Raw genomic sequence first — 18087 nt, 5'->3', positions numbered from 1 at the left:
CGCGCACCTCGTCCATCGGGTCTCTCTCGTCGTAGTCCGACCGGTACGTGGGCTGTCGCCGGCGCGCCCGGTCATCGTGCGGCGGGATGGCGTGGAGCCCCCGGTGCGAACAGGATAGGTGGACGACGGGCAGCATAGTGGGCTCCAAAAGATTGCCGGCGGGATCTCGGCCGCCGGATCGCCGCCGCCGCTGTCCCGTGGGATTCCGCGGCGGGCGGACGAATTACTGAAGGTCGTAGAGGCCGGCGAGGATGAAGATCCAGCCGACGAGGCCGACACCGAGCAGGAGCCAGGCGCGGTCGCGCGGGTGGTACGCCAGCCACTCGGCCTGCAGGCTCCTACCAATGATGGCAAGTCGCGCCGTCACCGCAGCATCCAGGCGGCGCCGATGACGACGAGCACCGACACGGCGCCGAGCACGAAGGCGAGCAATTCGGGGTGCGCGATCAACCCGTCTTCCCAGGTCGGCGGGGCGTCGACAGCGTAGGGCTTGGGATCGGGATCGTCGAACATCAGTGGCTCCTCAGGTACAGCGCCAGGGCGACCACGGCGGCGATGGCGAGCGCGCGCCAGGCGATCGTCGCGCGGGACCGGCGGAGATCGCGGACCTCCCAGCGGGTGCGCTGCGGGCGGTCCGGCTGGTCGGGGTACTCGACGCACGGCAGGTCGAAACCCTGGAGCGACCATTCCTTCTTCGTGATGTTGCGGTACCAGAGATAGCGGCAGGCGGACTTGCCTTGGTTCGGGTTGTCGCAATGCGAGCATTGAATGCGGTCGGACATGGCGATCACTCCGGGGCGACGTAGGCAAGGATGCGGCTTTTCGGGTAGACGGCTTCGGCGACGACGCGGTTGTGGTTGCCGGAGATGACGATGGGATCTCCGTCCGGCGTGACGCCGCTGTCGACGCCCACATGCCCGCCGCCTCGGCGGGACATCACGGCGATCGGGCCGACCACCGGGCCTGCCACGCGTCGACCATAGCCGCTGAAGGACCGCGCCGCCCTTGATCCCGTGCCGGCGCGCTCGGTCCGGCGTTCGATGAGGTTCATGAAGTCGGCGCACCAAAGCCGGTTCGGCAGGCCGAGCTGCCGCGCGGTGGCGCTGAGATAGCGCCGGGCCGTCGACACGCGGGCCGACGTCGACGTCGGAGCGACGAGCACCGGCGTCTCCCGCAGCGTCGGCGCTGCGGCCGCATAGGACCACGACCATGACCATCGCAGCGATCCTCGCATTCCTTGGTGTCGGCGCCTGACCACGTTCGGTCTGGCCGCGCTGATGCCTGCCGTCGCATTGCCGGGGGGGGGGGGCGCGGCGCTCGTTGCGGCGCTCGTTGCGGCGGTCGTCTGGTGGAAGGCGAACCGGGGCACGACCCAGACGATCGGAAAATGGGTTGCCATCATCGGCGCCGTGATCGCGATCGCCGCCGTCGGCTTCTATCTGTCCGTCCTACGGGAGCGGTCGACGGAGCTGGCCGACATCAAGCAGCAGGTCGTCGCCGCCGAGGACCGCCTCGGATGCACCGAGCGCGATAGGGAAGCCGAGCGGGAGCTGTTCGTCTGCCTGCCGCTGCAGGAAGCCGAAGCCAAGCAGGCCGCGGCCGACGAGTTGGCGAAGCAGCAGGCCGCCCACGACAAGACGCTCGGCGAGCAGATCGCCCGGACGGTTCGGGCACAGGCTGATCTCGCGAAGTCCGACAAGGAAGCCGACGAGGACCAGGACGCCAACAACGACATCCCGGCCGCGCTTGGCCGCTACTACGACGGCAAGCGCGCGGCGATGGGGCTGAAATGAAAACCTGCTATCTAAATAGCAGAATCTCGATGCTCGCCGTGGGCCTGCTTGTGGCCGGCTGCGCGAAGGAAGTCGTCTCGCATATGCCGCCGGTAGCCACGCATGGCGCGCGCTTTCTCGCATCCGAGCTGACCTGCCAGCCGAAGGTGGTCCCGCCCGACCGCGCGCATCGGCAGGCCAAGGACGGCGTGAAGTACGACGAGCGCCTCGACCAGCGCGGCGACGACTGCGCCGGGAAGCTCAGCGACGTCGGAGGCCAGCTCGAAGCGCGCGGCCTCGTCGCCCGGTGAAGACGCCATGTTCTCGCTCGCCATCCTCACGGTCCTGCTGGCCGTCGCCGTCGTGTCCGTCACCAGCCTAGCGCTGACGACGCCGGCGGAAGCCCGGCCTGGCCGACATCTCCAGCATCCCACCTCGTCGTCCGGACGTCCCGGCGGAGGCCCCGTCGTTCTGGTCTGGACGGCGACCCGAAGAACGTGTTGTCGTTCTTCTGGCTGTCGACCGCGGTCGGTGTCTTGCGTGGCTTTGGCGTTGATGTTGACCTTGTCCGCCGGCCCCGTGCGGGGGCTTCGCAGCGAATGCAATCGCTTCCGCCTTGATGTGAAAGCGCTCGAACAGGCGTAGCAGGCGCCTAGCATGAAGGGTGTCGTAACGCTCGGCGCTGCGGTAGCTGTCTGGTCGCGCGGCGCGCAGCGGGTCTCGCCGTCCTTCGGCATCGCGACGGCTTTGATGGGCCTAGGATCAGCTTGTCGTCGAGGTCCTCGACGGCGACGAGGCGGCCGCGCTGCAGCTTCTTCAGCTATGACAAGCCTGAGTGCGAGACCGTCGGCGGTAATTCATTGGTCGCGCTGCGACGGATCGAAAGGCGTGTCGTTAGCATCCGCATGGCCCTTAAACCCGGAATCTGGGTCACCGGCCGCTAATGGCGCAAAGCGGCCAGATCGAGTCATGATATGCTTCGTTCCCTGATCGCCGTGCCGAGAGCCAACGCTTTCGCCAGGACTGCCGCCGTGGTCTTTAGAGCGGCGATACGCGACGGCAATTGCTTATTCATGATGCGCTCCAGCGGGCCGGTCATGCCGACAGAGTGAAGAACAGCTCCACTCGGCAGCAGGACCGGGACGGAGATAGCAGCCAGGCCCTCGTCGATCTCGCCAATGCAGGTGGCATAGCCGCATGTCCTCACCTTGGCGTACTCTTGTTCAATCCACTTCCTGCTGGTGCGGGAGTTCACGGTGGGCCTCGGCAATTCGTGCGACAAAGCCTCGGCGATCAACTCCCTGCTCTGGAACGCCATAATCGCCTTGGCGGTCGCAGCAGCGTTCACAGGCATCTCGATACCGGGTTGAACATAACCCCGCCATCTAACGTCCGGTGAGTAAGAGATCGCAACTAAGACGCGTGCGCCAATCAGACGCGCTAGGTAGCAGGTCTCCGTCGTAGCCTCTGTCAGCGCGCGCAAATGCGGGCCGGCCAAAGAGGCGTACCAGGCGTCGTCTGCACCGGCATGCAACAACCGCGTCAAGCGCTCGCCGACATGATAGGTGCGACCAGCGTCGCCCTCGGCTGCAAGTCCCGAACGCACCAAACCCTTCAAAAGTCGATGCGCCGTCGTTTTCGGCAGTGCGAGAATAGACGAGACGTCTGTAAGCGTGATCGCGCCGGAAAATGTTGCGATCACTTCGAGGACGTCGATGTAACGCGCGAGCGGGCCGGGCGACGAATCGTCTTCAGACATCTGATCTGACCAATTGTTGGGCGCGCATGCCGATTTGTGCAGCTTGACTTACCGAGGGATCGACAGATACGGTTTCGGTAACCGGAATTAAATTCCGAAAAACGGAACAGTTTGTCAAGGCCTCGAATCCAATGAGGCCGCGCAGTGCTCATTAATTTTTGTGAAGGAGACGCGGAGTGGGGATCATGCGAAAAGATTTGCTCGGTTCGATGATGGCGGCGCTGATGCTATCCTTCGTCGGCACCGCGTATGCGCAGCAGACGGGTCCGATCCTTGTCGGCGCCACGGTGCCGATGACGGGGCCGCTGTCGCTGACCGGTAAGCAGTATCAGAACTCGCTGGCGATGGCCGAAGAGGACATCAACAAGGCCGGCGGCATCAACGGCCGCCTAGTCAAGATCGTATTCGAGGATACACAGGCCTCCAACGGCACCGCCGTGAACGCCTTCGTCAAGCTTGCGCAAGAGACCAAGCCGGCGTTCTTTTTCCTGTCGAGCTATTCGACGCAGAACCTTGCGGTCGCGCCCGAGCTGAAGAAGGTGCAGATCCCGGCCATGTACGCCGGCGGTGCCGATGCCGTGGCCGACGGCGGCAACGAATGGATGTTCCGCATCCGTCCGGCTGACAGCGTCGCCGCAGAGGGCATGGTGAAGGCCTCGGCCGACGTGATCAAGGCCATGAAACCCGGTATTCTCTACATCCAGAACGATTTCGGGCAGGGCGGCGCGCAAACCGCTGCCAAGCGCTTCGAAGCCGCGGGTACGCCGATCGTCGGCATGGAGGCTTACGGCCAGAACGACAAGGACTTCTCGGCACAGCTACTAAGCCTGCGCAGTAAAGGCGCCGACGCGATCCTGATCTTCAACTATCCGCAGGACGGCGCCCTGGTGCTGCGCCAGGCCAAGATGCTCGGTTTCAAGATGCCGCTGGTGACGTCGTCGGCGGCCCTGGTGCCGGCTGCCATGCAGCTGTTGTCGCCCGCCGATCTCGATGGGGTTTGGGGCGTCGTCGACGCCTTCATGGATGTCAGCGTCGGCGGCAAGATGAAGGACTATGTCGAGCGCTTCAAGACCAAGTTCGGCATCGATCCCGATCCCTACGGCCTTGCTTACTACGACGGCGCGCTGCTGATGGCCGACGGCATGCGCAAGGTCGGCACCGACCCGAAGGCGCTGCGCGAGTGGCTCGCGGCGGTCAAGGACTGGCCGGGTATCGGCCATGTCTACGCCTATGATGCCAAGGGCAACGGCGTTCGCGACCTTGCAATCGTCAAGGCCAAGCAAGGCACCAAGACGCTCGAACTGGTGCAGCCGGTCTCGCTCAACTGACCATCACATGAACGGCCCCGCGATTGCTGAAGCGGTCGCGGGGTATCAACGAGCAGGGGCCTCATGGCGGATTTCGTACAGTTGCTAGTCAACGGATTGGCGATCGGAAGCGTTTACGCGCTGGCGGCGATCGGATTTGTCATCGTCTACTCGGCGACCGGCGTGGTTAATTTTGCTGCCGGGCAATTCGTGATGTTTGGCACATTTGCCGGCGTTGCGACGCTCATCAATGCCCAGTTTCCGTGGCCCGTCGCCTATGGTGCGGCGCTGCTGATCATGGCGCTGTTCGGCCTGCTGTTTTTCATCTCCGTTTATCTGCCGCTGCGGCGCGGGTCGATCGTCACGATTATCATCGGTACCGTCGCAATCAGCATCACCATGCAGAATGCGGCATTGCTGACTTTCGGATCGTGGCCGTTCCGTCTGCCGTCGCCGGTCGAGGACAGTGCTGTCGTTGTCGGCGGCGCAATCATTTCGACCCACGCGCTGGGCGTAGTGGGCGTCACGGCCCTCATGGTCGGCGGCCTATGGCTGTTGTTCAACCGCACCTCCGTCGGCATCGGCATGCGCGCCGTATCGCAGGATCTGCAGGCCGCCAAGCTGATGGGGCTCAAGGTCAATCGGCTGTTGGCGCTGTCATGGGTGCTGGCGGCCATCCTCGCCGGTGTTGCCGGCCTGATGCTGGGGCCGATGTGGTTCGCCGACGTTAATATGGGTGATCCGATTGCGCTGAAGGCGTTCGCTGCGACGATCATCGGCGGCTTCGGCAGCCTGCCGGGCGCCATCGTCGGCGGCCTCTTCGTCGGGCTCAGCGAAGTGCTCGGCGCGTCTTATGTATCGTCGGCTTACAAGGATCTGATCTCGTTCGGCATCATGATCATCTTCTTGCTGGTGCGTCCGCAGGGCGTGTTCGGCGAGAAGATCCAGGACCGGGGTTGATCCGATGGCGATGCGCGCTCCCCTTTTGATCGCCGTGGCGATCCTCGTCCTCGGCAGCCTGCTGTCGCTGGTGCTGCCGGAATATTATTTGCGGCTGCTGAACCTTTCGGCAATCTCCGCGGTGGCGGTGATCGGCCTGAATTTCGCGTTCGGCTATGCCGGCCTGATCTCGCTCGGCCACGCGGCATTCGTCGGGATGGGGGCCTATGGCCTTGCGATCCTGACCACAACTTGCGGCTGGTCGCCGTGGCTCGCGGCGCCTGCTGCGGTGGCCGCCACCGCGGTGCTGGCTGCGTTGATCGGCTTTCCGCTGCTGCGCCTGCGCGGTCACTATCTTGCGCTGGCGACGCTGGGCCTCAACGTCTCCTTTTACATCGTCACGTCGAACTGGATTTCGCTCACCAGCGGCACCAACGGCATTGCGCGAATTCCCGAACTGGCGATCGGCTCGTTCGCTTTCTCGGGTGAACATCAGTTCCTGTGGCTCGTGCTCGTGGTGCTCTCTGCGGTCGCGGTTGTTGCGGCGATCTTGCATGCGTCGCGTCATGGCCGTGAGATGATGGCGGTGCGCGATGACGAGATCGCATCGGAGATGATCGGGATCGATACCACGCGCGTCAAGATCACCGCCTTTGTGCTTTCGGCGATCTGTGCGGCTATCGCGGGATGTCTGTTCGCGCTGCATGTCCGGTTCGTGGCGCCGGAGGATTTCACCTATGCGCATTCGATCACCTATCTCGCGATGCTGATCGTCGGCGGTGAGGGCACCATTATCGGTGCGATTCTCGGCGCGATCCTGCTCACCTTCCTGCCGGAATGGCTTCGGTTCCTGGGAACGGCCTACCTGTTCTTTTTCGGCCTACTGATGCTGGTCATACTGGTGTTCCTGCCGACCGGGCTTGTCGGGCTTGGGCAGCGGCTGCGAAGGCCGCGAAGGCGCGTGTCGCCGGCCCCCGTGGCCGCACCGGAGGCCACGTCATGACGGTGTTGGAAGCGCGCGGCGTTCACAAACGCTACGGCGGTCTTGCCGCTTTGGCGGATGTCGATCTGACGGTGGAGAAGGGCCAGTTCGTTGCGGTGATCGGACCGAACGGCGCGGGCAAATCGACGCTGCTAAACGTCCTGACCGGGTTGGCGATGCCCGACCAAGGACATGTAGTGCTCGACGGCAACGACATCACACGGATAGCGACCAACCGGCGTATCCGCGCCGGACTGGGTCGCACGTTCCAGCATGGCCGCGTTTTCGCGCGGCTCACCGTGCTGGAAAACGTGATGACCGGCGCGGCGATCCGCGGCGATCTCAGCGAGGCCGGCCTGCGCGAGGTTGCGATGGAGGTCATCACGCAGACCGGACTCGCCGACGAAGCCCACGAGGCGATCGGATCGCTCTCCTACGGCCGCCGTCGCATGGTCGAGCTCGCGCGCGCGCTCGCCTGCCGGCCGAACGTGCTGCTGCTGGACGAGCCGGCGGCAGGCCTGAATTCCGGCGAGGTGGACCAACTGGTCGATCGCCTGACGCAACTGCGCGCCTCCCACGGTCTGGCCATCGTGTTGATCGAGCACAACATGGGTATGGTTATGCGCCTCGCCGAGCGAATCTTCGTGCTCAATTTCGGCTGCAAGATCGCGGAAGGAACGCCGGCGGAAATCCGGGCAAACCCCGCCGTGCTGTCGGCCTATCTGGGCGAAGGATATGTCCATGCTGACGTGTAACGAACTCGTCGTCGCGCATGGCGACATCGTTGCGCTTCAGGGCGTGACCCTTCACGTCGATGCTGGCGAAACGGTCGCGCTGATCGGTTCCAACGGCGCAGGAAAGACGACGCTGCTGCATACGATCTCCGGCCTCAACCGGGTGTCAACCGGCGACATCCAGCTCGAGGGCACCTCGATTGCCGGCTGGTCTACCAACCGTCGCGTGGCCCGGGGCATCGCGCAGACCCCAGAAGGGCGTCGGATCTTTCCAGGTCTTACGGTCGAGGAAAACCTGACGCTGGCCACCGTCAGCTGGCGTCGCTGGGGCCAGTCCATCGCGGCCGATCTCGACCGTGTCTTTGAACTGTTCCCGCGATTGAAGGAACGTCGCAAGCAGCTCGGCTGGTCGCTGTCCGGCGGCGAACAGCAGATGCTGGCGATCGGGCGCGCGCTGATGGCGCGGCCAAAATTGCTGTTGCTCGACGAGCCCTCGCTCGGCCTCGCGCCGCGGCTGGCCGAGGAGGTCTATGAGCGCGTCAGGCTGATCAGCAAGTCCGGCCTGACTATCCTGGTCGTCGAACAGAACACCGTGCTGGCGCTGTCAGTCGCCGATCGAGCTTATGTGCTGGAGACCGGGCGCATCGTGCTCGAAGGACCGGCCAGCGAGCTCAAGCATAATGCGCGCGTGCGCGAAGCCTATCTGGGCCGTTAAACCTGAAATCCAAGGAAGCAATATGTATCCGAACAATCATGATCGTTCCCGCGACGTCTACCAGCGCGCGCTGAACAGTCTGCCGGGCGGTAACACCCGCACCACCGTTTTCATGAAGCCGTTCCCGATCTATGCAGCATCTGGCGCCGGCTGCCGCGTGCGGGATCTCGACGGTAACGAATACATCGATTGCATCAACAACTTCACCTCGCTGATTCACGGCCATGCGCATCCGGCGCTGATCGAAGCGGCCACCAAGCAGTTGGCGCTCGGTTCGGCGTTCGGCATGCCGACTGAGTCCGAAGTCGATCTCGCCGAGCTTTTGACGGCGCGGCTGCCGTCGGTCGATCAGGTCCGTTTCGCCAATTCCGGCACCGAAGCCGTGATGATGGCCCTGAAGGCGGCGCGTGCCTATACGGGCCGCCCGAAGATCGCGAAATGCGAGGGCGCTTATCATGGCTCCTACGACTATGCCGAAGTCAGCCTCGATCCGACGCCGTCGGCCTGGGGCGGCAACGCGCCGGTCTCCGTCCCCTATGCCAAGGGCACACCGGAGAACGTGCTGGCCGATGTGGTGACGATTCCCTTCAACGACATCGAAGCGGCGGTGAGCCTGATTCGCGAGCATGGTGCGGAACTCGCTTGCGTGCTGGTCGACCCGATGCCGAACAGGGCAGGGCTGGTGCCGGCCGACAAGGCCTATCTGGAGGCGTTGCGCGAAGTGACTCGCGAAGTCGGCGCGCTGCTGATCTTCGACGAGGTCATCACCTTCCGCCTCGGCTATCACGGCGCGCAGGGCTTGTGGGGTATCGAGCCGGATCTCACTACGCTCGGCAAGATCATTGGCGGCGGCTTCCCGGTTGGCGCCATCGCGGGCGGCAAGGAGTTCATGTCGGTGTTCGATCCTTCCTCGGGCAAGCCGGCGCTGCCGCACGGCGGTACCTTCTCGGCCAACCCCGTCACCATGCGTGCCGGCATCGCCGCCATGGAACTGCTCGACGATGCGGCGTTCGCGCGGCTCGACAAGATTGGCCAGGCGGTCCGCGACGGCATCGACGCCGCTTTTCGCAACACCGGCGTGCCCGGTCGCACCGTCGGCCTGGGCTCGTTGCTGAAGATCCATTTCACGGATCGCCAGATCCGCGACTATCGCTCGGCTTATCTGAACGATGCCGAGACGAAGCGGCAGACCGTGTTCAATGCGGGGTTGCTCAATCGCGGAATCTTCGCGGCGAATTACGGATTGATGGCGCTGTCGTTGCCGATGACCGATGCCGATGTCGACACTATCGTCGAGGCGGCGGCGGGCGCGCTGCAAGAGGTCGCCGCACTCGGCTGATCGGACGACCGTCGTATCATGTCTGCTCCGGCCGGCGTCACGCCGCGCCGGAACGGATCTCTCTTTTTCGCAAGCAGGCTCGCGATGACTTTGAAAATCGATCCCATCACCCGCTCGGTCGTGCAACATCGCCTGAGTTCAATCGTCAACGAGATGGGCGAAGCGATGCTGCGCACGTCCTATTCGCAGATACTGAACTCGAGCCGGGATTTCTCGCTCGGCATCTGCGACGTCAACGGTCGGCTGATCGCGCAGGCCGACCATATCCCGGTGCATGTCGGCGCGCTGTCCTGGGCCACGCTGGCGGTCGAGGAGCGCTTTAAGGACGTCAAGCCGGGCGACGTGGTGCTGCTCAATGATCCCTATCATGGCGGCAGCCATCTTCCGGACCTGACGGCGTTCGTGCCGGTGTTCGATGGCGACCGCCGGCTGTACTGGACCATCGTGCGGGCGCATCAGAGCGACATCGGCGGCGCGACCCACGGTGCGTATAATCCCGGCGCGACGGATATCTGGCAGGAAGGCCTGCGTGTCCCGCCGATCCGGCTTTATGAGGCCGGCAAGCTTCGCGATGATCTGCTCGACATGTTGGCGCTGAACGTGCGCAACCCGCGCGATTTCCGCGGCGATCTGGCGGCCATGGTCGGCGCTGCGCATCTCGGCGAACGCCGCGTGCAACGGCTGTTCGCTGAATTTGGCGGCGAGACTGTGGAGGCGGCCGTAGAGACCATCCTCGATGCCGCGGAGCAACAGACCCGCGCGGTGCTATCGACTTGGAAGGACGGCGTATTCTTTGGAGAGGCATTCCTCGACGATGACGGTCATGGCCGTAGCGACATCAAAATCGCGGCAAGGGTGACCAAGAAAGGCACTAACATCGAGATCGATCTGTCGGACTCCGATCCGCAGACCACAAGCTTCGTGAACTCGTCGCATGCCAACATGCAGGCCGCGGTGGTGATGGCGTTTGCCTATCTCATCGACGCCGATATTCCGAAGAATGCCGGCGCATTGCGGCCGCTTACGGTGGTGGCGAAGCAGGGCACCATCGTCTGGGCCGACCCCGGCCTGCCGGTGACGATGTGCACCAGCCATCCCTCTAATGAGATCGTCGAAGCAATCGTCAAGGCGTTGTCCGCATCGTGCCCGGAACGCGCGATGGCGGGCTGGAGCCGGCGCTTTCGCATCGCGATCCAGGGCGAGGATCCGCGCACCGGCCGAAGCTTCATCTGGCACATGTTCCAGGCGCGGCCCGGCGGCGGTGCGTCGTTCGGCGGCGACGGCTGGTCCTCGATCGGCGAATGGCACACGGTCGGCGGTATCAAGTTCGGCAGCATTGAAGTCGCCGAGGTGCGTTTCCCGTTGCATTTCCGCCATCACGAATTCCGGGCGGACTCCGGCGGCGAAGGCAAATATCGCGGCGGCCTCGGGGTCTCGCTGGACCTGGTGATGGAGACGGCAAAACCCGCGCGCGCTAATACGGCGGGCGAAGGCACCAGGCACGGCGCCTGCGGCATGCTCGGCGGCAGCGATGGCCAGCCCCACCATTATTCGCTGATCTCGGAAGGCCGCGCGCCGCGCGTGTTGCGGACCAAGGAGGTCGGCATCGAGGTGCTGCCAGGCGACTGTTTCAAGATTCTATCGAGCGGCGGCGGCGGCTATGGGCCTCCCGACCAGCGCTCGCCGCAAGCCCGCGCACGCGATGTCGTGCAAGGCCTCACCACGACTGAATCAAAGACCGAGCAGGTATCCTGAAGATGTTTACGATTGGAATTGATGTCGGCGGCACCTATACGGACCTGGTTGCGATCGAACGCAACGGCAACACCGTATTTGCGAAGTCGCCGTCCACGCCGCAGGATCAGTCGCTCGGTGTAATGACCGGGCTCGAAGAACTCGCGCGGCGGCTCGGCCTGTCGCGTGCCGAAATGCTCGGCCGCACCGATCGTCTGGTGCACGGCACGACGGTCGCCACCAACGCGCTGCTCGAACGCAAAGGCGCGCTGGTCGCGCTGCTCACGACGCAAGGCCACCGCGACGTCATCGAGATGCGCGAAGGTCTGAAAGACGATCGCTACAATCTTCGCACCGCGCCGCCCGAGCCGCTGGTGCCGCGCGAGCTACGCTTTGGCGTGCGCGAGCGTGTCCGGCCGGATGGCGAGGTGTCGATCCCGCTCGATCAGAATTCGCTCGGCAAGGCAATTGCCGCCATACGGGCGGCGGGCGTGACGTCGGTCGCTATTTGCTTCCTGCATTCCTATCGCAATCCCGCGCACGAGATCGCCGCGGCCGAGCGGCTGCAGCGCGAATTGCCTGATATTAGCGTGTCGCGATCGAGCGACGTGTTGCCGCAGATCAAGGAATACGAGCGCGTTTCGACGACCATCGTCAACGCCTATGTCGAACCGGCGGTGCGGCGTTATTTGACCAATCTGGAAACGCGGTTGAAAGAAGCCGGCCTGGCCAGCCAGTTGTTCATCATCCTGTCTCACGGCGGCATGGCACCGGTCGCCGAAGCGGCGCGCCTCGCTGCCGGCACCGTCCTGTCCGGCCCCGCCGGCGGCATCTCCGGATGCCGGCGCTGCGCCGAGTTGCTGGGGATACCCGACCTAGTCCCGTTCGACATGGGCGGCACCAGCACCGACATCTCGCTAATCACCGATGGCCGCGCGTCGCTGTCAGCCGCTGGCGGTCTTGCCGATCAACGCATCGCGCTGCGCAGCCTGGACATCGCGAGCATCGCCGCCGGCGGCGGGTCGATCGCCACCGTCGATGCCGGCGGCACGTTTCGTGTCGGCCCCGAAAGTGCCGGCTCGGTGCCGGGGCCGGCCTGCTACGGCAATGGCGGCGTCGAGGCGACCGTCACCGATGCCAATGTCATTCTCGGCTATCTCGATGCGTCTGCCTTCATGGGCGGCAAGCGTCCGCTGGACCGCGCGGCGTCCGAAGCGGCCATCGACCGTCTCGCGACATCGCTCGGCCTGTCCCGCGAGGATGCCGCGGCCGGCGTCTACCGCATGGTTAATCTCCGTATGGCGGACGGCATTCGACTCATGACCCTGCGCCGCGGCGTCGATCCACGGCGCTATGCGATGCTCAGCTTTGGCGGCGCAGCCGGCCTGCATGCCGCTGAAGTCGGGCGCGAGCTCGAGATCAAGCGCATCATCGTGCCGACCGCGGCGTCCGTGCTGTCGGCTTGGGGCATGTTAACAAGCGATCTGCGCTACGAGGTGAGCTGCACGCACTATAGCGCCGGCCAGCGTATCACGCCGTCGGAGGTGCGCACTATTTTCGCAGATCTCGCGATGCAGGCTACCAGCCGAATGCAATCGTGGTTCGGCGGCGAGGTGGTTGTCGAACGCTCCGCGGAGATGCGTTACGGCGAACAGATATTCGAGATCGACGTTCCGTTGGACGATCTCGACTGGGCGTCGGGCGATATCGTGGACCTGATCGAAGAGCTGTTCCATCGCCGTCACGAAGAACTTTACACCTATGCGTCGCGGGATCAGGAAGTCGTATTCTTCAACGCGCGCGTGGCGGCGGTCGGCATTATTCCTGAAGTAGCGAGTGTGTCGCGCGCGATTGCTGCGCCTTCCGCTTGCGCACCGTCAAGCAGCCGTAAGGCATTTTTCGGGACCTGGAAGGACGTGCCGGTCTATGCAGCAGATTCGTTGAGGTCGGGTCATGAAATCGAAGGTCCCGCGATAGTCGAGGCGGAAACGACGACTGTGGTGATCAATGTCGGCGACCGCATCACGATCAACAACCTTGGTTGGCTCGATATCTCGCTGGCGTAGGGGATGTTTAGACAAATGCGGTCGTCGGATCGCTTGCATGTCGCTGCATAATGGCTGCTTTTGGCGCAAAGCGGGCTGTCATAGCAGCCAAGCGGCAGGCCCTAATTGCAAGTCTTGCTTATGTCTTTGCCGCAACGGTATCCGTGTTGTGCCTGTGCCACTTAGAACCGGCCACTCGACAAAACCGAGGTCTGCTACCGCGCACTGGCCGGCCGCAAAGGACGAGATCTTGCCCCGCGTATTCGACTGGACTTCATGGCCGAGACCTTCGATGGGAGCGAGTTCGCATGGAAGACGCGCCGTCAATTTCCGCTGTAGCCGGGAAGCTTAGGATGACTTCGGGCAGCGAGGTCGTAGAGACGACTATCGGCACGTCGGCCTAAAGCTGCGACACCTTCCGCTGAAGTTCCTATGCCGACCTACCTCACGCGCCGGCGTGTGGTGACGCGCCTCGAGGCCTTGACTGCCCGGGCCGGCCGATGGAAAAATACTAGCGGTCTGTTGCTGGGCCTGCCCAAAGCCAGGGTCCTCCTAGGGCGTTATGTTCATCACATCGAAGACGAGACCTGCATCGTTAAAGTATTGAACTGAATTTCGTTCCACGAACGACAACGCTGCATTTTCCTAGTGAACGCTCTCGCCCATTTCCAACGCTTTCTCTAGCTCCTTCTCAGCACGCTTGATCGCTTTCAGGTCGGCGGCGCGCCGTTTGTATTCGTTGTGGTCGAGGAGCCGGTCGCAACAGAGCGCATCCGTAAAGGAGGCTAATCTGTCAATGATCCCCAATCGGACACCTTCCGGCATCATGACTAATTCGAGAAGACAGGAAAGTTCGTCGATCGACCAGCTTTTGACCGGTCTTACGAGCCAGTCGTCGCCCGGCACCAGGTCAAACTCTTTGCGAAGTCGCTTGTGGCCTTTGACTTCGCTGGCGGCATGCAATCTTTTCACTGCGTCGCCCGACACGGAGGCGATGATGCCGTCTTCTCCACTGCTCACAAAGGTCAGATCGAGCCGAAACTTTAGTTTGTCCGATAGGACGTTGGCGATTGCGGCGACGTAGGCCGGCTTGGCTGCTTCCTTCATATCCTCGAAGTCCACAAGCTCTTCCAGAATTCCATAGATTTCCTCCTGTTCGAGCGACTCGTAATCACTCCTGCTTTTGCAGTCCATGGCTTCTTCCCGCGCCATCCGGCTGCTTTCCCTTTCGAGAGATCTCACCAATTCGGCATCCATTTCATCGTCCATCCACATGGAAAGCGGCACCACGATGGATGTCCGGCCGGCCGCCAGCTTCGCCTTCGCGCCAAATTTCTTCATCCTTTTCCCCTTTCGATGGCGAACCTCGCTCGTATGCAGCGACGTTTCAAGGGTAGCGGTTAATAAATGCAGGGATATTTGATCGTCCTGCGGATGATGCCTTACTGGGACCAGCATTTCCGACGGGCAGAGATCGACGCGGCGCACACCGTGCTGCCCCGATCCTTGAGCGGGATGGATGGTTAATGTCGCCGATGTCGCGCGCGACGCGGGAGATTGCGTAAAGGGTTGCTGTTTCTTGGCTGCGGACCACCCTATGGCCAGCGGCTTGGGCTTGCGCGGGAATACTGGCAACGGAGGCTTGCGGGCTTCACGTGCGGTGGCGATGTCCGCTGCTGGCGCCGCGATTGTCGTGCCGCTGGCAACGGTTGTAGGGGCGCTTGCGTCTCTCAACCGCCAGCAATTGGCGCGAATCGGCCACCGGCGGTGATGCCGGTGGCCGATTGTTTAGAGCTCGATCTGTTCAGCCATATTCAGCGCGTCATCCACCTCGATCCCGAGATATCGAACTGTGCTCTCCAGCTTCGTGTGACCGAGGAGGATTTGCACGGCGCGAAGGTTGCCGGTCTTGCGGTAGATCAGGGCCGCCTTGGTACGACGCATTGAGTGCGTGCCATACATGTTCGCATCCAAGCCGATGCTTTGGACCCAGTAGTGAACTAGTCGAGCATATTGGCGAGTGGATATGTGAAGACTTTCGTGAAGGCGGCTTGGAAAAAGAAAACGCGAGCGGGTAGAACGGAGGTTTGGAAGGCAGGCTTCGACTGAGATCCTTGATTGTTCCGTGATTTCGAATTGTACTGGTCGCCCGGTCTTCTTTTGGACGATTGTGGCTCGATTCCGCACTTTCATCCCTAGACAAACATCGTCCAAGCGCAGCTTGACGAGGTCGCAAGCGCGAAGTTTGCTGTCGATCGCCAAGTTGAAGATTGCCAGATCGCGCTTTGATCCTGCGAGTTCAAGGCGAACGCGGATGGACCAGACGTGCTTTGGTTCGAGCGGCTTCTTCTGACCGACAAGCAATCCCTTGTTCCAAGGTTGGTGAGTTTTAGCGGTAAGACGTGCAGACATGAGCAGGCCTCCGCCGTCCCGCCCACCGCATCGCTCACCGCGAGCAAGTCAATCTATTCCGATTGTTCGATGCGGTCCGAATCGAGCAAATCCTTGACTGGCGGCCTATGGCGCAAAGCGGACGGTGCGCACAATTTTGGCTCAGCGCACGGAGTGCTGACATGGAAGTCTGGAAACCTTGGGTGTTAGATCGAGACGTAACCGAAAATCGCCGGCGCCTTCCGACTTCCAGCTGCTGGATTTTAGCTTAGGCTAGGGAGTGCACGATAATTAAAAGGCGCGTGCCCCGACTCTGTAGTCGAATATGGAATCAATCCAACGAGCGGACAGTATCAAAAGGATAAATTCCGTTTAAACTCTCAGTCCTTCGGGTAATCTGGTAGACTGAATCGCAAAGATCTATGAAAGTGATGAATGTGAATAGACGTATTGTCCTTGCCTGTCGTCCAGATGGCGAACCGCGGCTGACCGACTTCCGTTTGGAATCTGTCGATATGCCGCAGGCACCGGACGGTTCATTGCTACTCAAAACGAAATTGCTCTCGCTCGATCCCTATATGCGCTGGCGTATGAATGACGCTCCGTCTTATGCGCCACCTGTGGCGCTTGGTGCGCCAATGGTGGGAAGCACAGTCAGCGAAATCGTCGTATCCCGCCATCCGGATTTCAAGGAAGGTGAGCTGGTGCTCGGCCAATCGGGCTGGCAGGAATTTGCGATATCGGACGGCGCCGGCCTTCGGCGGCTCGATGAGGCGCACGCGCCCGTGTCCACGGCTCTGGGCATCCTCGGTTCGCCCGGTCTGACGGCCTATACGGGGTTGTTGAATATCGGACAGCCCAAGGTGGGCGAGACATTGGTCGTCGCCGCTGCCACCGGGCCGGTCGGTTCGCTGGTCGGCCAGATCGGCAGGCTCAAGGGATGTCGCACCGTTGCCATCGCCGGCGGCGATGAGAAATGCCGCTACGCACGCGACGTGCTGGGCTTTGACGTCGCGATAGACCACCGAAGCATGAACTTTCGTGCGCAGCTTGAAGCGGCATGTCCGGCCGGCATCGATATCTACTTTGAGAATGTTGGCGGAAAGATCTGGGAATTCGTGCATCCCTTGCTCAATCCATTTGCCCGCGTCCCCGTATGTGGCCTCGTCTCGCAATATAATGATGCCGGCGAAGAGACCAACAAGAGCAATTCCTCGGAATTTATGCGCAGCATTCTCGTCAAGCGGCTCACCATCAGAGGCTTCATCGTCACCGACTTCGCGGCACAAATGCCGGATTTTCTGCGTGACGTTGGCGAGTGGCTGTCAGCCGGAAAACTCGCTCACCGGGAGCATATTGTGGATGGGTTGGCATCTGCTCCCGAGGCGTTCATCGGCATGCTGAAGGGCCGGAATTTCGGCAAGCTGATCGTCCAGGTCAGCTAGTCCGGCCGCACGCTCAGCGATCCATGAAGAAGTCGACGACGGCCGTCAGTTGCGAGCCCAGCATCTCCCTGCCGTAAACGACCTTGCAGCCGGACTCCAGAGCCATGCGCAACAGGCGGGTTTCGTCCGGCTTCATGACGATATCCATCACCGCGAGATGCGGCGGTAGGTGATTGACTTGCAGCGGGCAGGCCGTCGGGTCGAGCATTCCGACCGGCGACGCATTGATCAGAACATCTAACTGGTCGAGGTCGAGCGACTCGCCTGCCGCTACATCAAAGCTCGGGAAAGCCTGCTGCATCTGGTTAACCGCGGCAGATGCGCGCGCCGTGTCGGGATCAATGATCCGCAGCGACCGCGGGGCCTGTGAGGCAAGCGCCACGCCGATCGCGGATCCCGCGCCGCCGGCGCCGAGCAGCGCGATCCGCTTGTCCTTGATTGCCACGCCGCGCCGGCGAAGTGCGGCCACGCAACCCACTCCATCGAACATCTCGCCGATCCAGCCTTCTGCCCGCTTCGCCAGTACGCTCACGGTTCGGGTGATCCGTGCTTGCGGTCCAAGCGACGCCATGAAGCGGGCCGCCCGTGCCTTGTAGGGAACGGTGACGATCAGGCCATCGAGGTTCGCGATGTCCATGATGGCTGGCATCAACTCGTCGAAGCGCTCCGGAACCACGTGAATCGGAACCACGATCGCATCAATTCCCCGGGCAACGAATTCGTGGGTGACAAATTCCGGAGAACGGACCTGCTCGATGGGGTGGCCCACGATTCCGTAGAGACGCGTTCGTCCGGAAATATACGGCACGCTCAGCGGCGAAAATTCTTCTCGTGTCATGCGGGCCACCTGCAGGCCGAGCCCGCATCTGTCTGTCACGCTTTCCGGGATGGGGCGTATTGACCTACGTGTAAGTCAGCGTTAAAC

Annotated in this window: 19 protein-coding genes; 11 read left to right on the top strand and 8 right to left on the bottom strand. The window is 62.5% G+C overall.

Annotated features, from left to right (window positions below; genetic code table 11):
* Positions 1-223: 223 nt before the first annotated feature.
* Genes FIU28_RS26520 through FIU28_RS27445 form a run of 4 tightly spaced genes read right to left on the bottom strand, consistent with a single transcriptional unit; the run spans position 224 to position 1234 of the window.
* Entirely contained in the window at positions 224-367 is a 144-nt protein-coding gene (locus FIU28_RS26520) for a hypothetical protein (RefSeq protein ID WP_168209960.1), read from the bottom strand.
* Positions 364-513, bottom strand: a complete 150-nt coding sequence (locus FIU28_RS26515; RefSeq protein WP_168209959.1) for a hypothetical protein — start codon at positions 511-513, stop codon at positions 364-366. The genes FIU28_RS26520 and FIU28_RS26515 overlap by 4 nt, the downstream gene beginning before the upstream one ends.
* On the bottom strand, positions 513-782 hold the full coding sequence (locus FIU28_RS17385) for a hypothetical protein (protein WP_143574451.1): 270 nt from the start codon (positions 780-782) through the stop codon (positions 513-515). Before FIU28_RS17385 ends, FIU28_RS26515 begins: the two co-directional genes overlap by 1 nt.
* Before the next feature lie 5 nt (positions 783-787).
* Positions 788-1234, bottom strand: coding sequence for a TIGR02594 family protein (locus FIU28_RS27445; protein ID WP_143574450.1), 447 nt, complete (start codon positions 1232-1234; stop codon positions 788-790).
* 43 nt (positions 1235-1277) lie between these two features.
* Here FIU28_RS27445 and FIU28_RS17375 point away from each other — a divergent pair, with 43 nt between their 5' ends.
* Both FIU28_RS17375 and FIU28_RS17370 read left to right on the top strand, forming a co-directional pair.
* Positions 1278-1793 (top strand): hypothetical protein, encoded by a 516-nt coding sequence (locus tag FIU28_RS17375; protein ID WP_143574449.1) that lies wholly within the window; start codon positions 1278-1280, stop codon positions 1791-1793.
* A 29-nt stretch (positions 1794-1822) separates the two neighbouring features.
* Positions 1823-2083 (top strand): hypothetical protein, encoded by a 261-nt coding sequence (locus FIU28_RS17370; RefSeq protein ID WP_143574448.1) that lies wholly within the window; start codon positions 1823-1825, stop codon positions 2081-2083.
* Positions 2084-2739: 656 nt separating this feature from the next.
* Here the strand turns inward: FIU28_RS17370 and FIU28_RS17365 are convergent.
* Positions 2740-3531 carry an IclR family transcriptional regulator gene (locus FIU28_RS17365; RefSeq protein WP_143574447.1) on the bottom strand — a complete coding sequence of 264 codons (792 nt, stop codon included), beginning with the start codon at positions 3529-3531 and terminating at the stop codon, positions 2740-2742.
* Positions 3532-3716: 185 nt separating this feature from the next.
* Between FIU28_RS17365 and FIU28_RS17360 the strand changes: the two genes are divergently transcribed.
* The 8 genes from FIU28_RS17360 to FIU28_RS17325 all read left to right on the top strand — a co-directional run bounded on the left by FIU28_RS17360 (position 3717) and on the right by FIU28_RS17325 (position 13347).
* Entirely contained in the window at positions 3717-4859 is a 1143-nt protein-coding gene (locus FIU28_RS17360; protein WP_143574446.1) for an ABC transporter substrate-binding protein, read from the top strand.
* A gap of 63 nt (positions 4860-4922) precedes the next feature.
* Complete coding sequence (locus tag FIU28_RS17355; RefSeq protein ID WP_143574445.1) at positions 4923-5798, top strand: branched-chain amino acid ABC transporter permease; 876 nt, start codon at positions 4923-4925, stop codon at positions 5796-5798.
* Positions 5799-5808: 10 nt separating this feature from the next.
* On the top strand, positions 5809-6780 hold the full coding sequence (locus FIU28_RS17350; RefSeq protein WP_168209958.1) for a branched-chain amino acid ABC transporter permease: 972 nt from the start codon (positions 5809-5811) through the stop codon (positions 6778-6780).
* Positions 6777-7514 carry an ABC transporter ATP-binding protein gene (locus FIU28_RS17345; RefSeq protein ID WP_143574443.1) on the top strand — a complete coding sequence of 246 codons (738 nt, stop codon included), beginning with the start codon at positions 6777-6779 and terminating at the stop codon, positions 7512-7514. Before FIU28_RS17350 ends, FIU28_RS17345 begins: the two co-directional genes overlap by 4 nt.
* Positions 7501-8208 (top strand): ABC transporter ATP-binding protein, encoded by a 708-nt coding sequence (locus FIU28_RS17340; protein WP_143574442.1) that lies wholly within the window; start codon positions 7501-7503, stop codon positions 8206-8208. Before FIU28_RS17345 ends, FIU28_RS17340 begins: the two co-directional genes overlap by 14 nt.
* A gap of 22 nt (positions 8209-8230) precedes the next feature.
* Positions 8231-9547 (top strand): aspartate aminotransferase family protein, encoded by a 1317-nt coding sequence (locus tag FIU28_RS17335; RefSeq protein ID WP_143574441.1) that lies wholly within the window; start codon positions 8231-8233, stop codon positions 9545-9547.
* An 84-nt stretch (positions 9548-9631) separates the two neighbouring features.
* A complete protein-coding gene (locus tag FIU28_RS17330) occupies positions 9632-11302 on the top strand; it encodes a hydantoinase B/oxoprolinase family protein (protein ID WP_143574440.1) in 1671 nt (556 codons plus the stop codon).
* A 2-nt stretch (positions 11303-11304) separates the two neighbouring features.
* A complete protein-coding gene (locus FIU28_RS17325; RefSeq protein WP_143574439.1) occupies positions 11305-13347 on the top strand; it encodes a hydantoinase/oxoprolinase family protein in 2043 nt (680 codons plus the stop codon).
* A gap of 624 nt (positions 13348-13971) precedes the next feature.
* Here the strand turns inward: FIU28_RS17325 and FIU28_RS17320 are convergent.
* Together FIU28_RS17320 and FIU28_RS17315 are read right to left on the bottom strand one after the other, a co-directional pair.
* On the bottom strand, positions 13972-15060 hold the full coding sequence (locus FIU28_RS17320; protein ID WP_143574438.1) for a hypothetical protein: 1089 nt from the start codon (positions 15058-15060) through the stop codon (positions 13972-13974).
* Positions 15061-15114: 54 nt separating this feature from the next.
* Positions 15115-15738 carry a tyrosine-type recombinase/integrase gene (locus tag FIU28_RS17315; protein ID WP_143574437.1) on the bottom strand — a complete coding sequence of 208 codons (624 nt, stop codon included), beginning with the start codon at positions 15736-15738 and terminating at the stop codon, positions 15115-15117.
* A 407-nt stretch (positions 15739-16145) separates the two neighbouring features.
* On the opposite strand from FIU28_RS17315, the gene FIU28_RS17310 reads away from it, so the two are divergent.
* Positions 16146-17162, top strand: coding sequence for an NADP-dependent oxidoreductase (locus FIU28_RS17310; protein ID WP_302466995.1), 1017 nt, complete (start codon positions 16146-16148; stop codon positions 17160-17162).
* A 13-nt stretch (positions 17163-17175) separates the two neighbouring features.
* Here the strand turns inward: FIU28_RS17310 and FIU28_RS17305 are convergent, their stop codons facing one another.
* Complete coding sequence (locus FIU28_RS17305) at positions 17176-18000, bottom strand: shikimate dehydrogenase family protein (protein WP_143574436.1); 825 nt, start codon at positions 17998-18000, stop codon at positions 17176-17178.
* Positions 18001-18087: the final 87 nt, after the last annotated feature.

It is taken from the genome of Tardiphaga sp. vice154, from assembly GCF_007018645.1.
Taxonomy (GTDB): Bacteria; Pseudomonadota; Alphaproteobacteria; order Rhizobiales; family Xanthobacteraceae; genus Tardiphaga.
The sequence above is the reverse complement of the archived record's forward strand: the minus strand, read 5'-3'. Positions and strand labels throughout refer to the sequence as shown.

What these genes read in the sequence shown, in the direction of transcription:
- FIU28_RS26515 (WP_168209959.1), bottom strand. Translation starts at nt 513, where the DNA reads ATGTTCGACGATCCCGATCCCAAGCCCTACGCTGTCGACGCCCCGCCG.
- FIU28_RS17385 (WP_143574451.1), bottom strand. Translation starts at nt 782, where the DNA reads ATGTCCGACCGCATTCAATGCTCGCATTGCGACAACCCGAACCAAGGC.
- FIU28_RS27445 (WP_143574450.1), bottom strand. Translation starts at nt 1,234, where the DNA reads ATGCGAGGATCGCTGCGATGGTCATGGTCGTGGTCCTATGCGGCCGCA.
- FIU28_RS17375 (WP_143574449.1), top strand. Translation starts at nt 1,278, where the DNA reads ATGCCTGCCGTCGCATTGCCGGGGGGGGGGGGCGCGGCGCTCGTTGCG.
- FIU28_RS17370 (WP_143574448.1), top strand. Translation starts at nt 1,823, where the DNA reads ATGCTCGCCGTGGGCCTGCTTGTGGCCGGCTGCGCGAAGGAAGTCGTC.
- FIU28_RS17365 (WP_143574447.1), bottom strand. Translation starts at nt 3,531, where the DNA reads ATGTCTGAAGACGATTCGTCGCCCGGCCCGCTCGCGCGTTACATCGAC.
- FIU28_RS17360 (WP_143574446.1), top strand. Translation starts at nt 3,717, where the DNA reads ATGCGAAAAGATTTGCTCGGTTCGATGATGGCGGCGCTGATGCTATCC.
- FIU28_RS17355 (WP_143574445.1), top strand. Translation starts at nt 4,923, where the DNA reads ATGGCGGATTTCGTACAGTTGCTAGTCAACGGATTGGCGATCGGAAGC.
- FIU28_RS17350 (WP_168209958.1), top strand. Translation starts at nt 5,809, where the DNA reads ATGCGCGCTCCCCTTTTGATCGCCGTGGCGATCCTCGTCCTCGGCAGC.
- FIU28_RS17345 (WP_143574443.1), top strand. Translation starts at nt 6,777, where the DNA reads ATGACGGTGTTGGAAGCGCGCGGCGTTCACAAACGCTACGGCGGTCTT.
- FIU28_RS17340 (WP_143574442.1), top strand. Translation starts at nt 7,501, where the DNA reads ATGCTGACGTGTAACGAACTCGTCGTCGCGCATGGCGACATCGTTGCG.
- FIU28_RS17335 (WP_143574441.1), top strand. Translation starts at nt 8,231, where the DNA reads ATGTATCCGAACAATCATGATCGTTCCCGCGACGTCTACCAGCGCGCG.
- FIU28_RS17330 (WP_143574440.1), top strand. Translation starts at nt 9,632, where the DNA reads ATGACTTTGAAAATCGATCCCATCACCCGCTCGGTCGTGCAACATCGC.
- FIU28_RS17325 (WP_143574439.1), top strand. Translation starts at nt 11,305, where the DNA reads ATGTTTACGATTGGAATTGATGTCGGCGGCACCTATACGGACCTGGTT.
- FIU28_RS17315 (WP_143574437.1), bottom strand. Translation starts at nt 15,738, where the DNA reads ATGTCTGCACGTCTTACCGCTAAAACTCACCAACCTTGGAACAAGGGA.
- FIU28_RS17305 (WP_143574436.1), bottom strand. Translation starts at nt 18,000, where the DNA reads ATGACACGAGAAGAATTTTCGCCGCTGAGCGTGCCGTATATTTCCGGA.